The 17,034-nt window shown below is 29.6% G+C and carries 15 protein-coding genes, 11 tRNA genes and 1 pseudogene; 4 read left to right on the top strand and 23 right to left on the bottom strand.

All coding sequences use genetic code 11. The features are described 5' to 3' along the window. Nucleotides 1-18 precede the first annotated feature (18 nt). The 14 genes from ACRC28_RS14725 to rph all read right to left on the bottom strand — a co-directional run bounded on the left by ACRC28_RS14725 (nt 19) and on the right by rph (nt 3,258). Nucleotides 19-92 (bottom strand) — tRNA-Gly (locus ACRC28_RS14725). 7 nt (nt 93-99) lie between these two features. Further along, nucleotides 100-174 (bottom strand) — tRNA-Gly (locus ACRC28_RS14720). 24 nt (nt 175-198) lie between these two features. Further along, nucleotides 199-283 (bottom strand) — tRNA-Leu (locus ACRC28_RS14715). A gap of 13 nt (nt 284-296) precedes the next feature. Next, nucleotides 297-372 (bottom strand) — tRNA-Lys (locus ACRC28_RS14710). 9 nt (nt 373-381) lie between these two features. Continuing rightward, a tRNA-Gln gene (locus tag ACRC28_RS14705) sits at nt 382-456 on the bottom strand. Nucleotides 457-460: 4 nt separating this feature from the next. Further along, nucleotides 461-536: transfer RNA gene (locus ACRC28_RS14700), tRNA-His, on the bottom strand. Between the two features lie 7 nt (nt 537-543). Next, nucleotides 544-620: transfer RNA gene (locus ACRC28_RS14695), tRNA-Arg, on the bottom strand. Nucleotides 621-624: 4 nt separating this feature from the next. Next, nucleotides 625-698, bottom strand: a tRNA-Gly gene (locus ACRC28_RS14690). 34 nt (nt 699-732) lie between these two features. Beyond that, nucleotides 733-806: transfer RNA gene (locus tag ACRC28_RS14685), tRNA-Gly, on the bottom strand. 35 nt (nt 807-841) lie between these two features. Continuing rightward, nucleotides 842-915 (bottom strand) — tRNA-Gly (locus ACRC28_RS14680). A gap of 96 nt (nt 916-1,011) precedes the next feature. Next, a tRNA-Pro gene (locus ACRC28_RS14675) sits at nt 1,012-1,087 on the bottom strand. Nucleotides 1,088-1,415: 328 nt separating this feature from the next. Further along, a complete protein-coding gene (locus tag ACRC28_RS14670; RefSeq protein ID WP_438544192.1) occupies nt 1,416-1,892 on the bottom strand; it encodes a metallophosphoesterase in 477 nt (158 codons plus the stop codon). Nucleotides 1,893-1,906: 14 nt separating this feature from the next. Continuing rightward, nucleotides 1,907-2,512 carry an XTP/dITP diphosphatase gene (locus ACRC28_RS14665; RefSeq protein WP_438544191.1) on the bottom strand — a complete coding sequence of 202 codons (606 nt, stop codon included), beginning with the start codon at nt 2,510-2,512 and terminating at the stop codon, nt 1,907-1,909. Then, complete coding sequence (gene rph / locus ACRC28_RS14660) at nt 2,512-3,258, bottom strand: ribonuclease PH (protein WP_438544190.1); 747 nt, start codon at nt 3,256-3,258, stop codon at nt 2,512-2,514. Before rph ends, ACRC28_RS14665 begins: the two co-directional genes overlap by 1 nt. Nucleotides 3,259-3,424: 166 nt before the next feature. Here rph and ACRC28_RS14655 point away from each other — a divergent pair, with 166 nt between their 5' ends. Beyond that, complete coding sequence (locus ACRC28_RS14655; RefSeq protein WP_438544189.1) at nt 3,425-4,933, top strand: hypothetical protein; 1,509 nt, start codon at nt 3,425-3,427, stop codon at nt 4,931-4,933. 32 nt (nt 4,934-4,965) lie between these two features. Here ACRC28_RS14655 and ACRC28_RS14650 read toward each other — a convergent pair whose 3' ends face one another. Continuing rightward, nucleotides 4,966-6,462 carry an ABC transporter substrate-binding protein gene (locus ACRC28_RS14650; RefSeq protein WP_438544188.1) on the bottom strand — a complete coding sequence of 499 codons (1,497 nt, stop codon included), beginning with the start codon at nt 6,460-6,462 and terminating at the stop codon, nt 4,966-4,968. Nucleotides 6,463-6,605: 143 nt separating this feature from the next. Here ACRC28_RS14650 and ACRC28_RS14645 point away from each other — a divergent pair, with 143 nt between their 5' ends. Continuing rightward, on the top strand, nt 6,606-6,884 hold the full coding sequence (locus tag ACRC28_RS14645; RefSeq protein WP_438544187.1) for a hypothetical protein: 279 nt from the start codon (nt 6,606-6,608) through the stop codon (nt 6,882-6,884). Between the two features lie 16 nt (nt 6,885-6,900). Here ACRC28_RS14645 and ACRC28_RS14640 read toward each other — a convergent pair whose 3' ends face one another. The 5 genes from ACRC28_RS14640 to ACRC28_RS14620 form a co-directional block, all read right to left on the bottom strand. Then, complete coding sequence (locus ACRC28_RS14640; protein ID WP_438544186.1) at nt 6,901-7,173, bottom strand: hypothetical protein; 273 nt, start codon at nt 7,171-7,173, stop codon at nt 6,901-6,903. Between the two features lie 14 nt (nt 7,174-7,187). Then, nucleotides 7,188-9,173 (bottom strand): NAD-dependent DNA ligase LigA, encoded by a 1,986-nt coding sequence (gene ligA / locus ACRC28_RS14635; RefSeq protein WP_438544185.1) that lies wholly within the window; start codon nt 9,171-9,173, stop codon nt 7,188-7,190. An 11-nt stretch (nt 9,174-9,184) separates the two neighbouring features. Beyond that, nucleotides 9,185-12,496 carry a UvrD-helicase domain-containing protein gene (locus tag ACRC28_RS14630; protein WP_438544184.1) on the bottom strand — a complete coding sequence of 1,104 codons (3,312 nt, stop codon included), beginning with the start codon at nt 12,494-12,496 and terminating at the stop codon, nt 9,185-9,187. A 173-nt stretch (nt 12,497-12,669) separates the two neighbouring features. Then, the gene (locus ACRC28_RS14625; protein ID WP_438544183.1) at nt 12,670-13,482 is read right to left on the bottom strand and encodes an aminoglycoside N(3)-acetyltransferase; all 813 of its coding nucleotides are present in this window, start codon (nt 13,480-13,482) and stop codon (nt 12,670-12,672) included. Between the two features lie 9 nt (nt 13,483-13,491). Then, complete coding sequence (locus ACRC28_RS14620) at nt 13,492-14,076, bottom strand: pentapeptide repeat-containing protein (RefSeq protein ID WP_438544182.1); 585 nt, start codon at nt 14,074-14,076, stop codon at nt 13,492-13,494. Between the two features lie 132 nt (nt 14,077-14,208). On the opposite strand from ACRC28_RS14620, the gene ACRC28_RS14615 reads away from it, so the two are divergent. Both ACRC28_RS14615 and ACRC28_RS14610 read left to right on the top strand, forming a co-directional pair. After that, nucleotides 14,209-15,114 carry a radical SAM protein gene (locus ACRC28_RS14615; protein WP_438544181.1) on the top strand — a complete coding sequence of 302 codons (906 nt, stop codon included), beginning with the start codon at nt 14,209-14,211 and terminating at the stop codon, nt 15,112-15,114. 60 nt (nt 15,115-15,174) lie between these two features. Beyond that, a complete protein-coding gene (locus ACRC28_RS14610) occupies nt 15,175-15,798 on the top strand; it encodes a superoxide dismutase (protein WP_438544180.1) in 624 nt (207 codons plus the stop codon). 24 nt (nt 15,799-15,822) lie between these two features. On the opposite strand, the gene ACRC28_RS14605 is transcribed toward ACRC28_RS14610, so the two are convergent. The 3 genes and pseudogenes from ACRC28_RS14605 to ACRC28_RS14595 all read right to left on the bottom strand — a co-directional run. Continuing rightward, nucleotides 15,823-16,278, bottom strand: a complete 456-nt coding sequence (locus ACRC28_RS14605; RefSeq protein ID WP_438544179.1) for a hypothetical protein — start codon at nt 16,276-16,278, stop codon at nt 15,823-15,825. Then, the gene (gene mntA / locus ACRC28_RS14600) at nt 16,271-16,654 is read right to left on the bottom strand and encodes a type VII toxin-antitoxin system MntA family adenylyltransferase antitoxin (protein WP_438544178.1); all 384 of its coding nucleotides are present in this window, start codon (nt 16,652-16,654) and stop codon (nt 16,271-16,273) included. Before mntA ends, ACRC28_RS14605 begins: the two co-directional genes overlap by 8 nt. A gap of 137 nt (nt 16,655-16,791) precedes the next feature. Continuing rightward, a pseudogene (locus tag ACRC28_RS14595) lies at nt 16,792-17,034 on the bottom strand (glutamate--tRNA ligase); the annotation flags it as partial.

Below are 17,034 nucleotides of genomic sequence, written 5' to 3'. Positions count from 1 at the left end.
TGAGCTAAAGACGCATATTGGAGCGGGTAGTGAGAATCGAACTCACCTTTCCAGCTTGGAAGGCTGGAGTATTACCGATATACGATACCCGCATTCTCCTGGAGCAGAAGACGGGACTCGAACCCGCAACATCCACCTTGGCAAGGTGGCGCTCTACCATTGAGCCACTTCTGCATGTTTTTAGAGAAAAATAAATTATGGTGCAGATGAAGGGAGTCGAACCCCCACACCTTCCGGCGCTAGATCCTAAGTCTAGTGCGTCTGCCAATTCCGCCACATCTGCATGTCATAATTATTGGTGGCTCACCGGGGAATCGAACCCCGGACACCATGATTAAAAGTCATGTGCTCTACCGACTGAGCTAGTGAACCATATTTTGTTGGCAGGGATAGCAGGATTCGAACCTACGAGTGCTACAGTCAAAGTGTAGTGCCTTACCGCTTGGCGATATCCCTAAAATGGGGTGGACGATGGGACTCGAACCCACGACAACCAGAACCACAATCTGGCGCTCTACCAACTGAACTACGTCCACCACTAAATGGTGCGTCTTAAGAGATTCGAACTCCTGGCCCACGCCTTAGAAGGGCGTTGCTCTATCCAGCTGAGCTAAAGACGCATATTGGAGCGGGTAGTGAGAATCGAACTCACCTTTCCAGCTTGGAAGGCTGGAGTATTACCGATATACGATACCCGCACAATATTTCATTAGTGTTTGCTTAAACAAACATTGGAGCGGGTAGTGAGAATCGAACTCACCTTTCCAGCTTGGAAGGCTGGAGTATTACCGATATACGATACCCGCATAATATTTAATTAGTGTTTGACTTAAACAAATATTGGAGCGGGTAGTGAGAATCGAACTCACCTTTCCAGCTTGGAAGGCTGGAGTATTACCGATATACGATACCCGCATACGTTTTTGTTTTAAGTTGTCTGCCTTATTTATTATACATCGTTTTTAAATTTTGTCAACATTTTTTTTGAAAATGTTTTTTCAAAATTTAAAATGGTCGGGGTGACAGGTCTCGAACCTGCGACCTCATGGTCCCAAACCATGCGCGCTACCATCTGCGCCACACCCCGTTAAGCGTTTTTGTGTTTCTCTGTTTCCTCAACGACAAGGATTATTCTACAACATCTAAAAACAAGTGTCAACACTTTTTAAGATTTTTTTTTGTTTTTTTATTTTATTGTTTATTTAAAAATCTATCTTCTATTTTATTAACACCTTATCACATAATCCTTTTAGTTTTTAATAAAATATCAACCTACATATTTAGACTAAAACCACATCTTTTCAGTTAATAGTCAATAGTCAATAGTTAATAGTTAATAGTTAATAGTTAATAGTTAGAAAAACCGAATTGGCAAAGCCAATTCGGTTTTTCATTCAACTCTTACTTCTTAACTCTTAACTAAAAAAATATTTTATTTCAGTTGTTATCTTCCCATTTTCTATATTTATGAACCCCATAGAGTTTCCTTTTCCTTTAGGAATCGTTGTACTTCCTGGGTTCATAAGTAAGATATTTTCTACTTTCTCTATCATTTCTACATGGCTATGCCCAAATAAAACTATATCTGCTTCTACTTCTTTTCCTTTGAAGTATATATTGTTATAGCTATATTTAACACCATATAAATCTCCATGAGTCATAAATATTCTTTTTCCTTCTAACTCTATTATTCGCTCTTTTGGATATTCTCGTTTAAAGTCACAGTTTCCATCAACACCGTATATTTTTTTCCCTAGTTTTTCTTCAAACTTTTTTATATCACTTGAGCAATCACCTAAATGTAATATAACATCTACATCTTTTAAGTTTTCTATTGCTATATTTATATATTTCTCTATACAATGTGTATCACTAACTACTCCTATTCTCATAAAACACCTCTAAATTATAAAACTTTCTTTATCTCATCTTTTAATTTTTCTAATGCTTTTCCTCTATGACTTACCTTATTCTTTTCTTCCTTTGTTGCTTCGCCAAATGTTTTTCCTAGCTCTTCATTAAAGAATAATGGATCATATCCAAAACCGCCTTCTCCATCTAACTTCTCTAATATATCTCCTTCAACTTCTCCATAGAAATCTACACTCTTATCTAAATCATTTATTAATGTTATATGACAGATAAATCTTGCTTTTCTATTTTTAGTATCTTTTAATTCTTCTAATAACTTTTCATTATTCTTTTTATCATTTCCATGTTCTCCTGCATATCTTGCTGAATAAACACCTGGTGCTCCGTTTAAAGCTTCTACTTCTAATCCTGAATCATCTGACATTACTATAAAGTTCCCCTGACCTTTGTCTACTAAGTAATCTCTTATTTCTTTTGCTTTTTTATATGAGTTTTCTTTAAATGTTTCCCCATCTTCTTCTACTTCTATATCTATTCCCATTTCTTCTAAAGATTTTATATCTAAATTCAACGTACTTAAAATGTATTTTATTTCTTCAATTTTCTTTTTATTGTTACTAGCTAATATAAATTTTTTCATTATGCTTCACCTGTTCCAATCCATAATGCATCCATTTTTAATGCAGCCTTTTGAACGTTAATCATTTGTTTTAATCCTTTTTCTCCTAAGTCTAAAAGCTCATTTAACTCTGCTCTTGTCATTGGACTTTCTTCCCCTGTTCCTTGAACTTCAACAAATTCTCCTTCATCAGTTCCTATTATATTCATATCAACCTTTGCTTTTGAATCTTCTTCATAGCATAAGTCTATTACCTTTTCTCCATTTACAACTCCCACACTTGTAGCTGCCACATAGCTTCTTATTGGGTAAACTTTAAAAGGCTTTTCTTTATGGATTTTATTTATTGCATCTACTAATGCTATAAACGCACCTGATATTGCTGTTGTTCTTGTTCCACCATCAGCTTGAATAACATCACAATCTACCCATAATGTTTTTTCTCCTAATGCTTTTAAGTTAACTACTGATCTTAAGGCTCTTCCTATTAATCTTTGAATTTCCATAGTTCTTCCATCAACTTTTAATCTTGCAATATCTCTTATTTTTCTGGTTCCTGTTGCTCTTGGTAGCATATTATATTCTGCTGTTATCCAACCTTCTCCCTTTCCTTTTAAAAAAGGTGGAACTTTATCTTCTACTGATACATTACATAAAACCTTTGTATCTCCAACTTCTATATAAACAGACCCTTCAGCATACTTTGTATAACTTCTAGTCACCTTAACATTTCTTATTTGCTCATTTTTTCTTCCATCAATTCTCACGAATTTTCACCATCCCTATCTAAAAAATTTCTTCATCTTTTATCTTATATAATATCACTTCTCATAAAGTTTATGTATATTAATAATAAATATAAATTTTTTCATTCACATTTTTAGAACTTCTTACATAGTATTAATATGAGAATTATATAAGAGGTGAAAAGTTTTGAAATATATAGGACCATTTTTTAGAATGAATAGTCTTTCATACGAAGAAATTTGTGGACAACTTTTTCATTTTTCCAAAGAATCTATAAAAACATTAGCATTAAACTCTAAGTGTGGATTTGTATCTCCCCTTAGAAATTCTAAGAAAGATTCTTCACTTGAAAAATTAGGAATACTCCAAAAGTATTCTCCACTTTTATGTATCTATAGAAAGGCTTCTCCAGTTTTTATTCACAATAAAACATCCCAAGGATTTGATTCATCAACTTTCAAACGTGAAATCAATCCAACAACCAATGCATTAATGACAATTTGTATAGATGAACTTTCTAGTTACTATTCTAATTTTGATCTTGATTCTAAAGAAAGATCTCTTCAAGGATTTTTTGAGGATGTTGCTAAAGATCAACTAGATTTCTACTATAGCAATCTTAGAAATAATGAAGGAATATTTGTATCTAAGAAAAATATTTTTTCTACTGGTAATAAAGACTCTGCATTAATTGATAAAGATAGAAAATTTATCTTTAGTGATCAAGCTTTTATGATGGCTGCTTACTATATGCATTCTAAGACTACTAATGATACTAAAATCAAAGAAGATTACGAGAATTTTTCTAATCAAATTCTTGAAATGTTTTCTGACTATAAGGATGCACTTTATAATTTATCCTTTGATGAGGGTATCAAAACATTAATGGCCTTTAATGTTTACTTTGAGTATTCTAAGAATAAAGAAATAGTTCCTTTAATAACTGATTTATGCGAGTTCTTAACTAATAAATTTAGTGAAAAAGATTATTACGTTAGCTCTTTAGAAAATGTTTGTTTATTTTCTATTTGCTTAATGTATTCCTATGAACATACAAATCTTTTCACATTTAAAGAAAAATGTGATGAGATTATGGAAAAACTTATATCTCTTTACAATGAAGATAATAATATAATCCAAAAGCTAACAGACAAAAAATCTATCAAATATACTTCCTTTGATATTTGTTTTTACTTCCTAGCTTTAGTTTTATATTCTAATAAAAATAATAAACAATCTGAATTTAAAAATATGATTTCTAATATTTATAAAAAATATATCTTAAACTCAGGATTAATAACTAGCTGGCCAAAAGCTCCAACCCTAGATGATAAGGAACGTTATAAAGGCTTTTCCAAACTTTCAAAGGATATGCTTGATGAAACCTTCTTCTCAATGCCAAATTTAACAACTCCTGATGAAAGTGGAATTGCTCCTATAATCCTAAAAAATATCTCATACTCTTTAAAGAAAGATAAGTTTGAAGCACCTAAAAATACTTTTGATAGCAATAAAAATATCTTTATTCTTTTCTTATTTATGTTTATATTAAAAGATAATTTTTATAATTGCTTAGATATTCAAAAGGATGAACCTTCTCAAACTAATCTATCAGAACCAGAGGTAAATGAACCTGTTGATGACTCTGAATATGTTGAGGCTGAAATTGTTAATGATCCTTCTATATGTGATTAAAGAAAAAATAGACCTAATTTAAAACTTTAGGTCTATTTTTCTTTTAAGTTTGTAAAATGAATGTTTCCATAATAATCAAAAGTTATATTTTCTATATTTTTAGATATTGCTACATTTTTATTTTCAAAATATAATGGAACAATTCTATAATTAGAAAATAAACTATTTTCTAACTCTTTAAACTGTGGATTACTTTTTACTTTTTCTTTATCGAATAATTTATTTTCCCCTTCATTGTACCAATAATCTAATCCTTCAAAGGTCTGTATACGTTCTGTTCCTACTGCTTCTACATCGATTAGTGTTGTATGGTATCTATCTCTTAATGCTATATTTTTATATTCCTCTTCTTTAACCAAAACTGGTCTTAAAGTGCTATCAGTATTTTTTTCTATCCACTTTTCCATATATCCACATAACACTCTATTTTCTTGAGTATCTAATGCAAGCATTGTAATTACCTTAGGAATCTTTCCCTTTGATTTTGTTGTAGATACTTTTCTTCCCTGTACTGTATTCAATGCATTTTTATCTTCTATAAAATATGTGTAATCAGCCATAGTTATATAATGCATATTTTCCTCATAAAAACCTTCTATCGCCTTTAATAATATTTTATATGTTTCTTTTCTATTTTCTAATCCCATATCTTTATGGACACTATTCATATAAAGATATTTTCCTTTTTTTGAACTAAAGGTTCTTAGCTTTCCTTCATCTTCTAACCTATTAAGTTGCTTTGATGGTGGATTAACTACTATATCAACTTCCCCTGTTTCAAACTTTGCCATTGAAATTTCTTCACTCATATTTCTTATAATATTTATCTCCTTAGGGATATTTTCTTCCACATAAATTGTTTTTTTCAATACAATTTCTTCATCTGTTACATCATCAATAGTGTAATTTCCTGAACAAACTATTGCATCATGTGTAGTTTTTATATCTTCCCATAAATCTATGTTTTTTCTTAATTTATAAACTGGCTTTGTAAGTTCTTCTATAAATTTTGTATCTTTTTTATTTAACCTTATTGTTATAGAATTTCCACCTTCAATAATCGCTAGCTTAGAAGTATCCATTCCAGCTGATTTTCTATATTCACGAGCTCCATATATATTTAATATACCTTCTATATTTTCTTCTTTCTCTGTTAAAATAAGTTCTTTTAAAAATCTAACTATATCTGATGGCATAATATCTTTTCCATCACTCCATTTTATATTTTCTTTTAAAGTAAATTCATAATGAAGTCCATTATCTTTTACTGTTATTTTTTCTGCTAGTTCATTTTCAACCTTTCCATCTGTTGTCTTCATAACTAGACCTTTACTTGTAGCTGTTATTATATCAATTTCTCTCATTGTTAAATTGCTTGTTTCTTTTAAATTGTTATTTATATTTCCTAATGCATAAGTAAATCCACTAGTTTCTTTGCTTTCATCTTCATAATATACATCTATAAAACTTAAAACTAATAACCCAACTAAAAATGAACCTATTACTGTCATTAATATCTTTTTAATCATAATATTTCTCACTCCTCATAAACATTATAATTATTAACATTTTTCTAGTTTTGTAAACATATAGGTGAATATTTACTTTTTATTTTGTTAAAGTTATATAATATTTATGTTATAATTAATTAAAACTTATAGGAGGTCCTATTATGGATTTTTTAATAATTACAGTGTCAATCGTTGGAATACTATTTATGTTAACCTTTATGTTTATAGGCATTTGGTTATTCATAGTTGGATTAAAGGCCTATAACCAAATGAGATATAAAAATTATATTTTAGAAAAAATACATGAAAAACTTACTATAATTGCACATTCAAAAAAGACTGATGATGAAGATGCTTTTTTAGAGGATGTTTCTGATCTTTTAGATATATCTGAGTTTGAAAATATAAAAGAATTTGAAAAAAGAGACCATCTTAAATAATGATGGTCTCTTTTCTTTATCTTACTGAGCTTGCTATAAAAAATATTGAAGAAAGACTTATTCCTATACATATTAAAGTATATATATATTTCTTCATTCCAAGTTCTTCTATCCAAAATTTAATTGCCCATATCCCCATAGTTATACATAAGCATACTTGTAGTGTAAAGTAGGTATTAAACATTTCTCCTATATAAACAAATTGATAGGATGTTAAAAATGTGCATATTATTACTATTGCTGATACTATACTCATAAAAATTCCAAGTATAGTTATTATCTTTCTCATTTTTCTTTGTTCTCCTAAATCATATTTTCAAATTCGTCTTCTGAAATAGTTTTTACACCTAAATCCTCTGCCTTTGTAAGTTTTGAACCAGCCTCTTCTCCATATACAACATAGTCAGTTTTTTTACTTACACTTCCTGCTACCTTTGCACCTAAAGCTTCTAGTCTTTCTTTTATTTCTTTTCTTGAATACTTCTGCATTGTTCCTGTAACTACTACTGTTTTACCAGAAAAAACACTTTCTTCAATTTCTTTTTCTTCAAAGTATGGATTAACTCCAACTTCTAAAAGTTCATTTATCGTTTCTATTACTTTTTCTTCATGGAAGAAATCTAAAACATTTTTAGCTACTATATCTCCAACATCTTGCACAGACACTAATTCCTCAAATGTAGCATTTTTTAATCCTTCAATAGATTTAAATTTAGCTACTATATCTCTTGCTGTTTTAGCACCAACATTTTGAATTCCAAGTGCATATATAAATGCTTCAAGTGAACATTCTTTACTAGCTTCTATTGAATCTAAAAGATTTTGTGCTTTCTTAGGTCCAAACTTCTCAAGACCTATTAAATCATCTTTATTTAACTTATATAAATCACAAATTGACTTTATATTAAGCTTTTCAAATAATTGCTCTGCTGTTCTTTCTGAAAAACCTGCAATATTCATAGCTTCTCTTGAGCCATAATGGACTATACTCTTAACCATTTGTGGCTTACATGAAAGGGTATTTTCACAGAAATAGTGTGCTCCTATTAAGCTTAAATGACTTCCACAAGCAGGACATACTTCTGGTGGTAATATTTCCTTAGAGCCTTCTAAAGAATCTTCTACTACTCCCATTATTTCAGGAATAACATCATTAGATCTTCTTACAAATACTCTTGCACCAATTCTTACTTCTTTTTTCTTTATATCATCCATATTATTTAAAGTTGCTCTTTTTACAGTAACTCCTGCAAGTTCAACTGGTTCTAATATAGCTGTTGGTGCAACTCTTCCACTTCTTCCTATATTCCATTCTACATCTAAAAGCTCTGTAGTTGCTTCTTGTGCCTCAAATTTATATGCAATTGCCCACTTAGGGAACTTTACTGTATATCCTAAAAGTTCTCTTGTTCTTATATCATCAATTGCAATTACTAATCCATCAATATCATAGTTTAAAGAAAATCTTATATCTTTAATATAATCAATTTCTCTTTGAATATCTTCAATTGTAGTTCCCTCTACCATATATTCATCCATTGGGAATCCATTTTCTTTTATAAAGTTTAGCATTTCTTTGTAAGTTTTAAAGCCTTCCCCTTCTTTATATCCTACATCATAAAAAAATGCTGAAAGATTTCTTCTAGCTGTTTCACGAACATTTAAGTTTCTTAATGCTCCTGCTGCACCATTTCTTAAATTTTTAAGTGGTGTAGTTGCCCCTTCATTATATTTTTCAAAAGCTTCTGTAGTCATTACAGCTTCTCCGTGTATCTCAAAAACATCAGTCGTATTAATTTTTAAAGGAATACTTTTTATTGTTTTTACTTGTGCTGTTACATTTTCACCAACAGCTCCTGTTCCTCTTGTTGCTCCTGTTACTAAAATTCCATTTTGATCATAAGTTAAGTTAACTGTAAGTCCATCAAACTTTTTAGTTATTATATACTTTAAGTCTGGTAAGTCCTCGCCTCTATCTCTCATCTCTTTAACAAACTTAACATTTCTATTGTGCCAATCTCTTACTTCTTCAATACTTTGTGCTTTATCTAAGCTCCATAGTCTTGCTTTATGAGTATATTTTGAAAATCCTTCTAATGTAGTATCACCTACTCTCACTGTTGGAGAGTATGGTAACACTGTGTTAAGTTCTTTTTCTAATTTTACTAATTCATCGTATCTTTCATCATATTCTTTATCACTAACTGTAGGATTATCTAATGAATAATATTCATATGCATATCTATTTAGCTCTTCAACTAAAGCTTCCATTCTTTCTCTTTTATCCATTTAAAAACCTCCTATACTAATTCTAAATTTGCCATTGATAGCATTAATATTTTTATTCCTTGCTTATCAAATACTATTGTAAGCTTTTTATCTCCATTAGCCTCAGCAACTGAAACTACTGTTCCAAGACCAAACTTATCATGCTTTACTTTTTTTCCAGCAGTTATATCACTACTATTTATACTAGCACTTCTATTAACCTTAGGTTTACTCATAACTGTACTGTTCAATCCATGAGTATTTCTTTCTCTTTGATTGATATTATTATAATATCCACTTCCATTAGTCTTTTTAACATTTCCACTGCCATTTACAAACTCTTTTAAATCAAATCTTATTTCATTTATAAAGTCTGATTGGCTAAAGGATGTTATTCTACCAAATAATAATCTTTTTTCAGCAGATGTCATATAAAGGCTTTCTTTTGCTCTTGTTATTCCAACATAACAAAGTCTTCTAGCTTCTTCAAGCTGACTGTGGTCATTCATATCTGTATTACTTGGGAATATTCCATTTTCCATACCTACCATAAATACATATGGGAATTCTAACCCCTTAGCACTATGAAGAGTCATTAATACTACATAATCATCCTCTTCTTCTTCACCACGGTCTACATCTTGAACTAATGCTACATTTTCTAAGTAATCAGTTAATGTATTTTCTTCTGGATTATCTTTTTCAAATTGAACTGCATCTGATACAAGTTCCTTTAAGTTTTCTATTCTACTCTTATCTTCTATTTCTTCTGATTTTTCAAGCTCTGCTAAATATCCACTTTCTTTAAGAATGTTTTCTATAAGAACTGATGGTGGCATACTTTCTGCAAGAATTATAAAGGTCTCCATAAGAGACGTAAACTTTTCTATTGCAGTGCAGTTTCTAGCTGTTAATGTACTTATTGTTCTAACCTCAGTTAAAGCATCCCAGAAATTTAATCCAAAATCTTCTGCAAAAGTTTGAACCTTATCTATAGTTGCTGCACCAATACTTCTTTTTGGTACATTTATAACTCTTCTTATACTTACATCATCTTGTGGATTAACTAAAATCTTAAGGTATGCAAGCATATCTTTTATTTCTTTTCTATCATAGAATTTTGTTCCACCAATAATTTTATATGGAATTGCACGTCTTCTAAAACATTCCTCAAAATTACGTGACTGTGCATTAGTTCTGTAAAGAACTGCAAAATCTTTAAAGGAAACTTTTTTTTCTCTTGTTTTTATTTCTTTTATTTCTTTAGCTATAAAATCAGCTTCCTCTTTATCTGAAAATGCTCTGTGAACTTTTATTTTGCTTCCTGACTCTTGCTCTGTTCTTAAAGCCTTATCTTTTCTTCTTGAGTTATTTACTATAACTTCATTTGCTGCATCTAATATATTTCCCTTTGAACGATAGTTTTGCTCAAGCTTTATTACTTTGCAGTTTGGGTAGTCTTTTTCAAAATCAAGAATATTTTGAATGTCTGCCCCTCTCCATTGATAGATACAGTTATGAACAACTACTCCATTTGCAATATAGTTTCTAGTATCTTCTATATTTAAATCATATACTTTTCCTGTATATTCACTCTTTTCTATAGATACAACCTTTTCTTCTACAACTTTTCCATCAATAACTACAGGTACTAACATTCCTTCTCTAATACTTCCAAGAGGCATTAAAGAATAGCTTTTCCCTTCTGATAATTTAGCCTTCTTTACAACTTCAAAAGCCCCTTCTGTTTCTCTAAGCTTTCTTGTAAATTCTTCTGCTTCATCATACTCTGCTCTTTCAGTTTCTATTCTAAAAGTATTTCTATTTCCATCTCTTACTGAAAAACCTGCATTTATAAATTTTTCTTTGCTTTCTTCATCAGAGCTATTTAAGCCTATTCTATTACTAAAAATACCCTTAGAGTTTAATTTTCCACCAAAGAAAGTTAAGTTTATTCTTTTTCTTATACTTTCTCCTCTTATTACTGCCCCACTTAAATGATGTGCATACTCTTCATATAAGCCTTCCTCATTCATTAACTTTTCTGCTCTTTCTGAGGTATTAATTTCCTTATAAAGATTACTTATCATATCTTGTGATACTTTTATACTTCTTCCTTTTGCATGGAACAATAATTTTGGCAATCCATATTTTACTGAGAAATATTCTTCATAGTAGCTTGCTTCACTTACATTTTGGCATACCTTAAGTATCCACATTTTATCTGCTTTTTCACCATTTAATCTTACTGCAAGACCGGATGCATCCACACCTTCTTTTCTACTTCTTATAGATGCTGTTCTTCCTATTCTATATCCAAAGCCATTCTTATACATTAAGTAAACAAAATGCCTATTATCTTCTAAGTTTAACTTGCTAAAGGTAATGTGATTTTTAGTTCCACTAAGAACTTTTCCACTTTCAGTAGTTATTTTTATTATTTCTTCTTTTACTTCCTTTGAGCTTATACCTCCAACTTTAGAAACATTAACTTTTCCATTTCCTATAGCTGAAATTATAGAATCACCTTCTTTAATCTCTTCTATTTTCACTTCGCCATCTTCTGTTTCTATTAAAGTTCCTTCTACTAAACACTGGTCATCATCTCCAACAACACAAATGTTTTTGTATCTTTTAGCAAGCATTTTTACAAGCTCATACTGTGCTCCATTTGTATCTTGATACTCATCTACCATAATATATTGGAATTTATTTTGATAAAACTCTAATGTTTCTTCACTTGATTTAAATAATTCTACTGTTTTAAAGATTAAATCATCAAAATCTAAGGCATTATTTTCTTTTAATCTTTTTTGATACATAGCATAAACATCTGCAATTTTTTTCTCTCTAAAATTGCTTTCATGTTCTTTCATAAAGCTTCCTGGAGTTTGCATTGTATCTTTTGCTCTTCCTATTTTACCCATTACCTCTTGCAGTGTAATATCTTTTTCATTTATATTTAAAGCCTTAATACATTCTTTTAATAATACCTTTTGGTCTGATGTATCATATATAGTAAAACCTTTTTTATATCCTAGCTTATCTATATCTCTTCTTAAGATACGTACGCAAGTTGAGTGGAATGTTGAAATCCACATAGAGTCAGCCTTTTCTCCTATAATTCCTCTAACCCTATCTCTCATTTCTTTTGCTGCCTTATTTGTAAAAGTTATGGCAAGTATTTTCCATGGCATTATTCCTAAATCATCTATCATATGAGCCATTCTATATGTTAAAACTCTTGTCTTTCCCGAACCTGCACCTGCTAATATAAGTACTTGACCTTCGACAGTACTTGCTCCCTCATACTGTTCTTTATTTAAAAGTGATTTTAAATCCAAGATTAAATCCTCTCCCTTCAGTGATAAATCTGTCTATTAAGAAATTAAAAGCCCAGGATAATTCCTAGACTCCTAATTTTAATTAACTATTTTCTTATCTTAAAGTATATCACATTTAATAAATTTAATACAAAACCAAAGGTAATTTATTTATTAAATATAGAACATACATTCTAATATATACTAACATTTTTAAAGTATTCTACACCAAAGTCTACTGAATCTTTTATATTAAATACTTTTATATTTGCATTTCCAATCTTTTTATTTAAAACAGTATGTTTTTCTTCAAATTCTTCTCCTGCAAACATAAATAATTCTGTTTTATATTCTCCATCATCATAAGTTTTATAAACTCTTTCACCATTTTCTATAATTGGTGAAATTTGAACTCTATTCTCTAAATTCCCTGCTCTATATTCACTTAAATGGAAAGATGTATTTACATCGTAATCTACGCCTATAAAAAGAACTTTAAAATCTAAATCATACATTTTTCTAAGAGGACTTTCTTCTCCAAGTCCATAACTTAAACTATGTTCCTTAGTTACTTCTTCTGCTTCTTTTCCCCATGCTGCAAAAGAATATATTGGATGATAACTTCTAAGAACTTCTACTCTATTTCTAAAGTTTTCAACTATTTTACCCATTCCATACGTCTCAGTACTCTCTCTATCAAAAGGTAACATTTCTTCTCGTATTTTTTCAAACCATTCATTTTTAACTGGAGGTTCTCCCCAAAATACTGGATCTACTAAATTTGTGCTATGAGTTGGCATTACGATAGTTCCTTCTTCTCCTATAACAGCCATTAAACTTTCAACAACTGCACGTGCTCCATCTAAAACCCATCCTAACGATGATAATTTTGAATGAACTAAAACTTTATCTCCTTTTTTTAAACCTATCCTTTCAAACTCATTAATTAAAAAAGATTTTGTAACTGGCATCTTTGTTTCATTTATTAGTCTTTCTATTGTATCCATATAATCCTCCTATTTTATCGTAATATCAAAATCTTTTAAAAGCCCTAAAACCTCTGGCATAGAAAACTTTGCTTTCTTTATTTTATTTCTTTCTGGACTTATAACATAATCCATAGCCTCACTAAAATCAGCCTTGCTTAAATTTGTATTTTCAAAAATTGATTCACTTAAAGATGAATCCTTAAACTTTCCTTCTCTTAAATCACAATTCATAAAATCAGAACCTATAATATTACATCCTGTAAACTTTACCTTAGGTATCTTAAGTCCTGTGAAACTACAACTTTGGATAAGTGATTTTCTAAACTCAAAATCAAGTATAAATGTATCACATTTAGTAAAATCCACTCCAACAATTTTACAATCTATAAAAATTGCTCCTCTAAGCTTTGAATCTTTTAATCTAGTTAAAGTAAAATTACACTCCTTGAATATACAATTATCAAAAGTACATTCTAAAAATTCTGCACTTGAAAAGTTACACCTATTAAACTCACATTCCTCAAAAATTGAATCATATAAACTATTATTCCTACTTTCAAGTCTTTCAAAAACCTCATCATTATATTCAGTATTATCTAAAATTCTATCCATATAAATAAAACACCACTCTCATATTTAATTTATTTTATTTTACAACTTTATAAAAATTATTTCCACAAATTGCTTCACTTTATAATTAGATATATAATTTTTATAAATATATTTCACTTAAAGGAGTTTATTATGAATAATCTAGATAAATTAAAAGAATGCACTCTTTGTATTAGAAACTGCAAAATTGATAGAACTTCTGGAAAGGTTGGTGCTTGTCTTTCATCAGATAAAATTCTAGCAGCTCGTGCAGAGCTTCACTTTTGGGAAGAACCACCTATTTCACTAGATACAGGCTCTGGAACTGTATTTTTTTCAAACTGTAATTTGAAATGTGTTTTTTGTCAGAATCATGATATAAGTCAAGAAAATAAGGGAAAAGAAATTTCTATAGAAAGACTTTCAGAAATATTCTTAGAACTTCAAGAAAAAGGAGCAAATAATATTAATTTAGTTACACCAACTCATTATGCTCCATTAATAATTGAGGCTATAAAACTATCTAAAGAAAAAGGCTTAACCCTTCCTATTTTATATAATACAAACGGTTATGACTCTTTAGAAACAATAAAAATGCTCGATAATTATATTGATGTTTATTTACCTGATTTTAAATATTTTGATGATAAGTATGCTATAAAATATTCTAATGCAAAAGGATATAGGGAAAATGTTATTCAGGTTTTAGAAGAAATGTACAGACAAGTTGGGAAAAATAAATTTGATGAAAAAGGAAGAATGATAAAAGGAATGATTGTAAGACATCTTATGCTTCCTGGGCTTTTATTTGATTCTAAGAAAGTTATAGACACTATTTATAATATGTTCTCTGATAATGTTTATATAAGTATAATGAATCAATACACTCCTATGTTTAAAGCATTAGAATTGGAGGAAATTTCAAAGCCCTTAAATCCTAAAATGTATGATTCCTTAATTTCATATGCAGCTGAAATAGGTGTTAAAAATGCCTTCATTCAAGAAAGTTCATCAAGCACAACTGATTTCGTTCCGAATTTTAATTTTCAAGGTTTATAAATTATCAAAAAGTGAATTTTTTCACTTAAACTTTATATACTAAATAATGAGGTGATAAATATGAAAGAGTTTAAATTAAAACCACTTAAATTTGATTATGATGCTTTAGAACCTGTTATTGATAAATCTACGGTTCTTATACATCATGATAAACACCAACAAGCTTATACTGACAACTTAAATAAGGCTTTAAATGATTGCATAGATTGCTTTGAAGAAGATACTCTTTGCTATATTTTAAAAAACTTAGACAAAATTCCTGAAGATAAAAGAACTCCTGTAGTTAATAATGCAGGTGGAGTTTTTAATCATGAATTCTACTTTGAAGGCCTAAATGCCCCAAATAGCACTTCTCTTTGTGGCAACATAAAAAATGCTATAGAAAAAACCTTTGGTTCATTTGAAAAATTTAAGGAAGAGTTTTCAAATGCAGGTACTACACAATTTGGTTCTGGATGGGCTTGGCTTGTTTTAGATAAAAGTAATAAGCTTAAAATCACAAAAACAGCAAACCAAATTTGTCCTATCTCAGATGGTGAAATTCCACTTTTAACAATGGATGTTTGGGAACATGCTTATTACTTAAAATATCAAAATAAAAGACCAGAATATATAAAGAATTTCTTCGACATAATAGACTGGGACGTTGTTGAAGAAAGATATAACAGCCACATTCAATTTTAACGAAAAGAAAGATAGTTAACCCGTTTAACTATCTTTCTTTTGATTTAAATTTTGTTTTATGGTTTCATTCATCTTCTCATTGATTTTCATAAGAAACTCTCTATTTTCCTTATAAAAATTTAGTAACACCAAAAATGGTGGCTTTTTATATACATGTGCTGTATCATTTCTAAACTTACTCAATGTTTTATATAATAATATATTTTCATTTGGCAAATACCCTTCTTTGATACATACTTCTAAAGATTCTCCATAAGTCATTTTGCTCACACTTATAGCTAACACCTTCAAGCACTGACTCATATAATTTCCAAGAACTTCTTTATATTGAAGAAAGCTTGTTCTAAAGCTTTGCTCTAAATGCTTTTTTATTATATCTAATTGTTCATCGTAAATCCTTGTTATTTCATCTAAATCTTGTATAATTTCTTGCATATTCGTACTTAAATACTTTAATCTTTCAATATTAATTCTATTCATTCAGTCCACACCTTTCATCTATACATGATTCTATAAACCACCACTCACCTGAAATCCATTCATTAAATCTTTCAAACCATTCATCAAATTTTTCTGTTGTTTCCATTAATGATTTTCCACTTAAAATCTCTTTCAATAAAATAGTATTATTTTTTTCTGGCAAAATAAGGTCTACTTCTTTTCCTAATTTATCACTAATTCTCTCTTCTAAATCTACTAATTCAATGTACGTTAAACTATCGCTAAAGATTGCAATATCTACGTCACTTTCTTCTGTAAACTCGCCTGTTGCATAAGAACCAAATAAATAAAGTGCATCAATTTTTTCTTTTGGAAGTATTGGTTCAATTTTTTCATAAATTTTCTTATAATCCATATCACTTTCCCCCCTTGATAATTTTATTAATTATCTTAATTCTTCACTTATCTTACCTTTATTATACATATAATTTCTCTCTAATCAATTAACTTCTAAAAAAGAACTCACCATTATTGATGAGTTCTTTTACTATCTTATATGTTTAAGAATTTTTCAAATCTTTCTTTTACTTTTTCTTCACCTAAAATTTGCATTATAGTGTAAAGGTCAGGAGTGTTTGTTCTGTGAGTTATTGCAATTCTTACCGCTCCTGCAAAGTCTGAAACCATTCCTTTGAATTTTTCTGGCTCTGCTTTGAATTCTTTTCTATTAGTTGCAAATCCGTTGTTTGAAGCTAATTCTTTTAAATGCTCAAACCATTCTTCTTGACTGCTTAA

This window comes from Clostridium sp. (genome assembly GCF_051650885.1).
Lineage (GTDB): Bacteria > Bacillota > Clostridia > Clostridiales > Clostridiaceae > Clostridium.
Note: the sequence above shows the minus strand (reverse complement) of the source record. Positions and strands in the feature narration are given on the sequence as shown.

Excerpts from the sequence above, each read along its gene's own strand:
- ACRC28_RS14670 (WP_438544192.1), bottom strand. The coding sequence starts at position 1,892 with ATGAGAATAGGAGTAGTTAGTGATACACATTGTATAGAGAAATATATA.
- ACRC28_RS14665 (WP_438544191.1), bottom strand. The coding sequence starts at position 2,512 with ATGAAAAAATTTATATTAGCTAGTAACAATAAAAAGAAAATTGAAGAA.
- ACRC28_RS14650 (WP_438544188.1), bottom strand. The coding sequence starts at position 6,462 with ATGATTAAAAAGATATTAATGACAGTAATAGGTTCATTTTTAGTTGGG.
- ACRC28_RS14645 (WP_438544187.1), top strand. The coding sequence starts at position 6,606 with ATGGATTTTTTAATAATTACAGTGTCAATCGTTGGAATACTATTTATG.
- ACRC28_RS14640 (WP_438544186.1), bottom strand. The coding sequence starts at position 7,173 with ATGAGAAAGATAATAACTATACTTGGAATTTTTATGAGTATAGTATCA.
- ligA (WP_438544185.1), bottom strand. The coding sequence starts at position 9,173 with ATGGATAAAAGAGAAAGAATGGAAGCTTTAGTTGAAGAGCTAAATAGA.
- ACRC28_RS14625 (WP_438544183.1), bottom strand. The coding sequence starts at position 13,482 with ATGGATACAATAGAAAGACTAATAAATGAAACAAAGATGCCAGTTACA.
- ACRC28_RS14620 (WP_438544182.1), bottom strand. The coding sequence starts at position 14,076 with ATGGATAGAATTTTAGATAATACTGAATATAATGATGAGGTTTTTGAA.
- ACRC28_RS14615 (WP_438544181.1), top strand. The coding sequence starts at position 14,209 with ATGAATAATCTAGATAAATTAAAAGAATGCACTCTTTGTATTAGAAAC.
- ACRC28_RS14610 (WP_438544180.1), top strand. The coding sequence starts at position 15,175 with ATGAAAGAGTTTAAATTAAAACCACTTAAATTTGATTATGATGCTTTA.
- ACRC28_RS14605 (WP_438544179.1), bottom strand. The coding sequence starts at position 16,278 with ATGAATAGAATTAATATTGAAAGATTAAAGTATTTAAGTACGAATATG.
- mntA (WP_438544178.1), bottom strand. The coding sequence starts at position 16,654 with ATGGATTATAAGAAAATTTATGAAAAAATTGAACCAATACTTCCAAAA.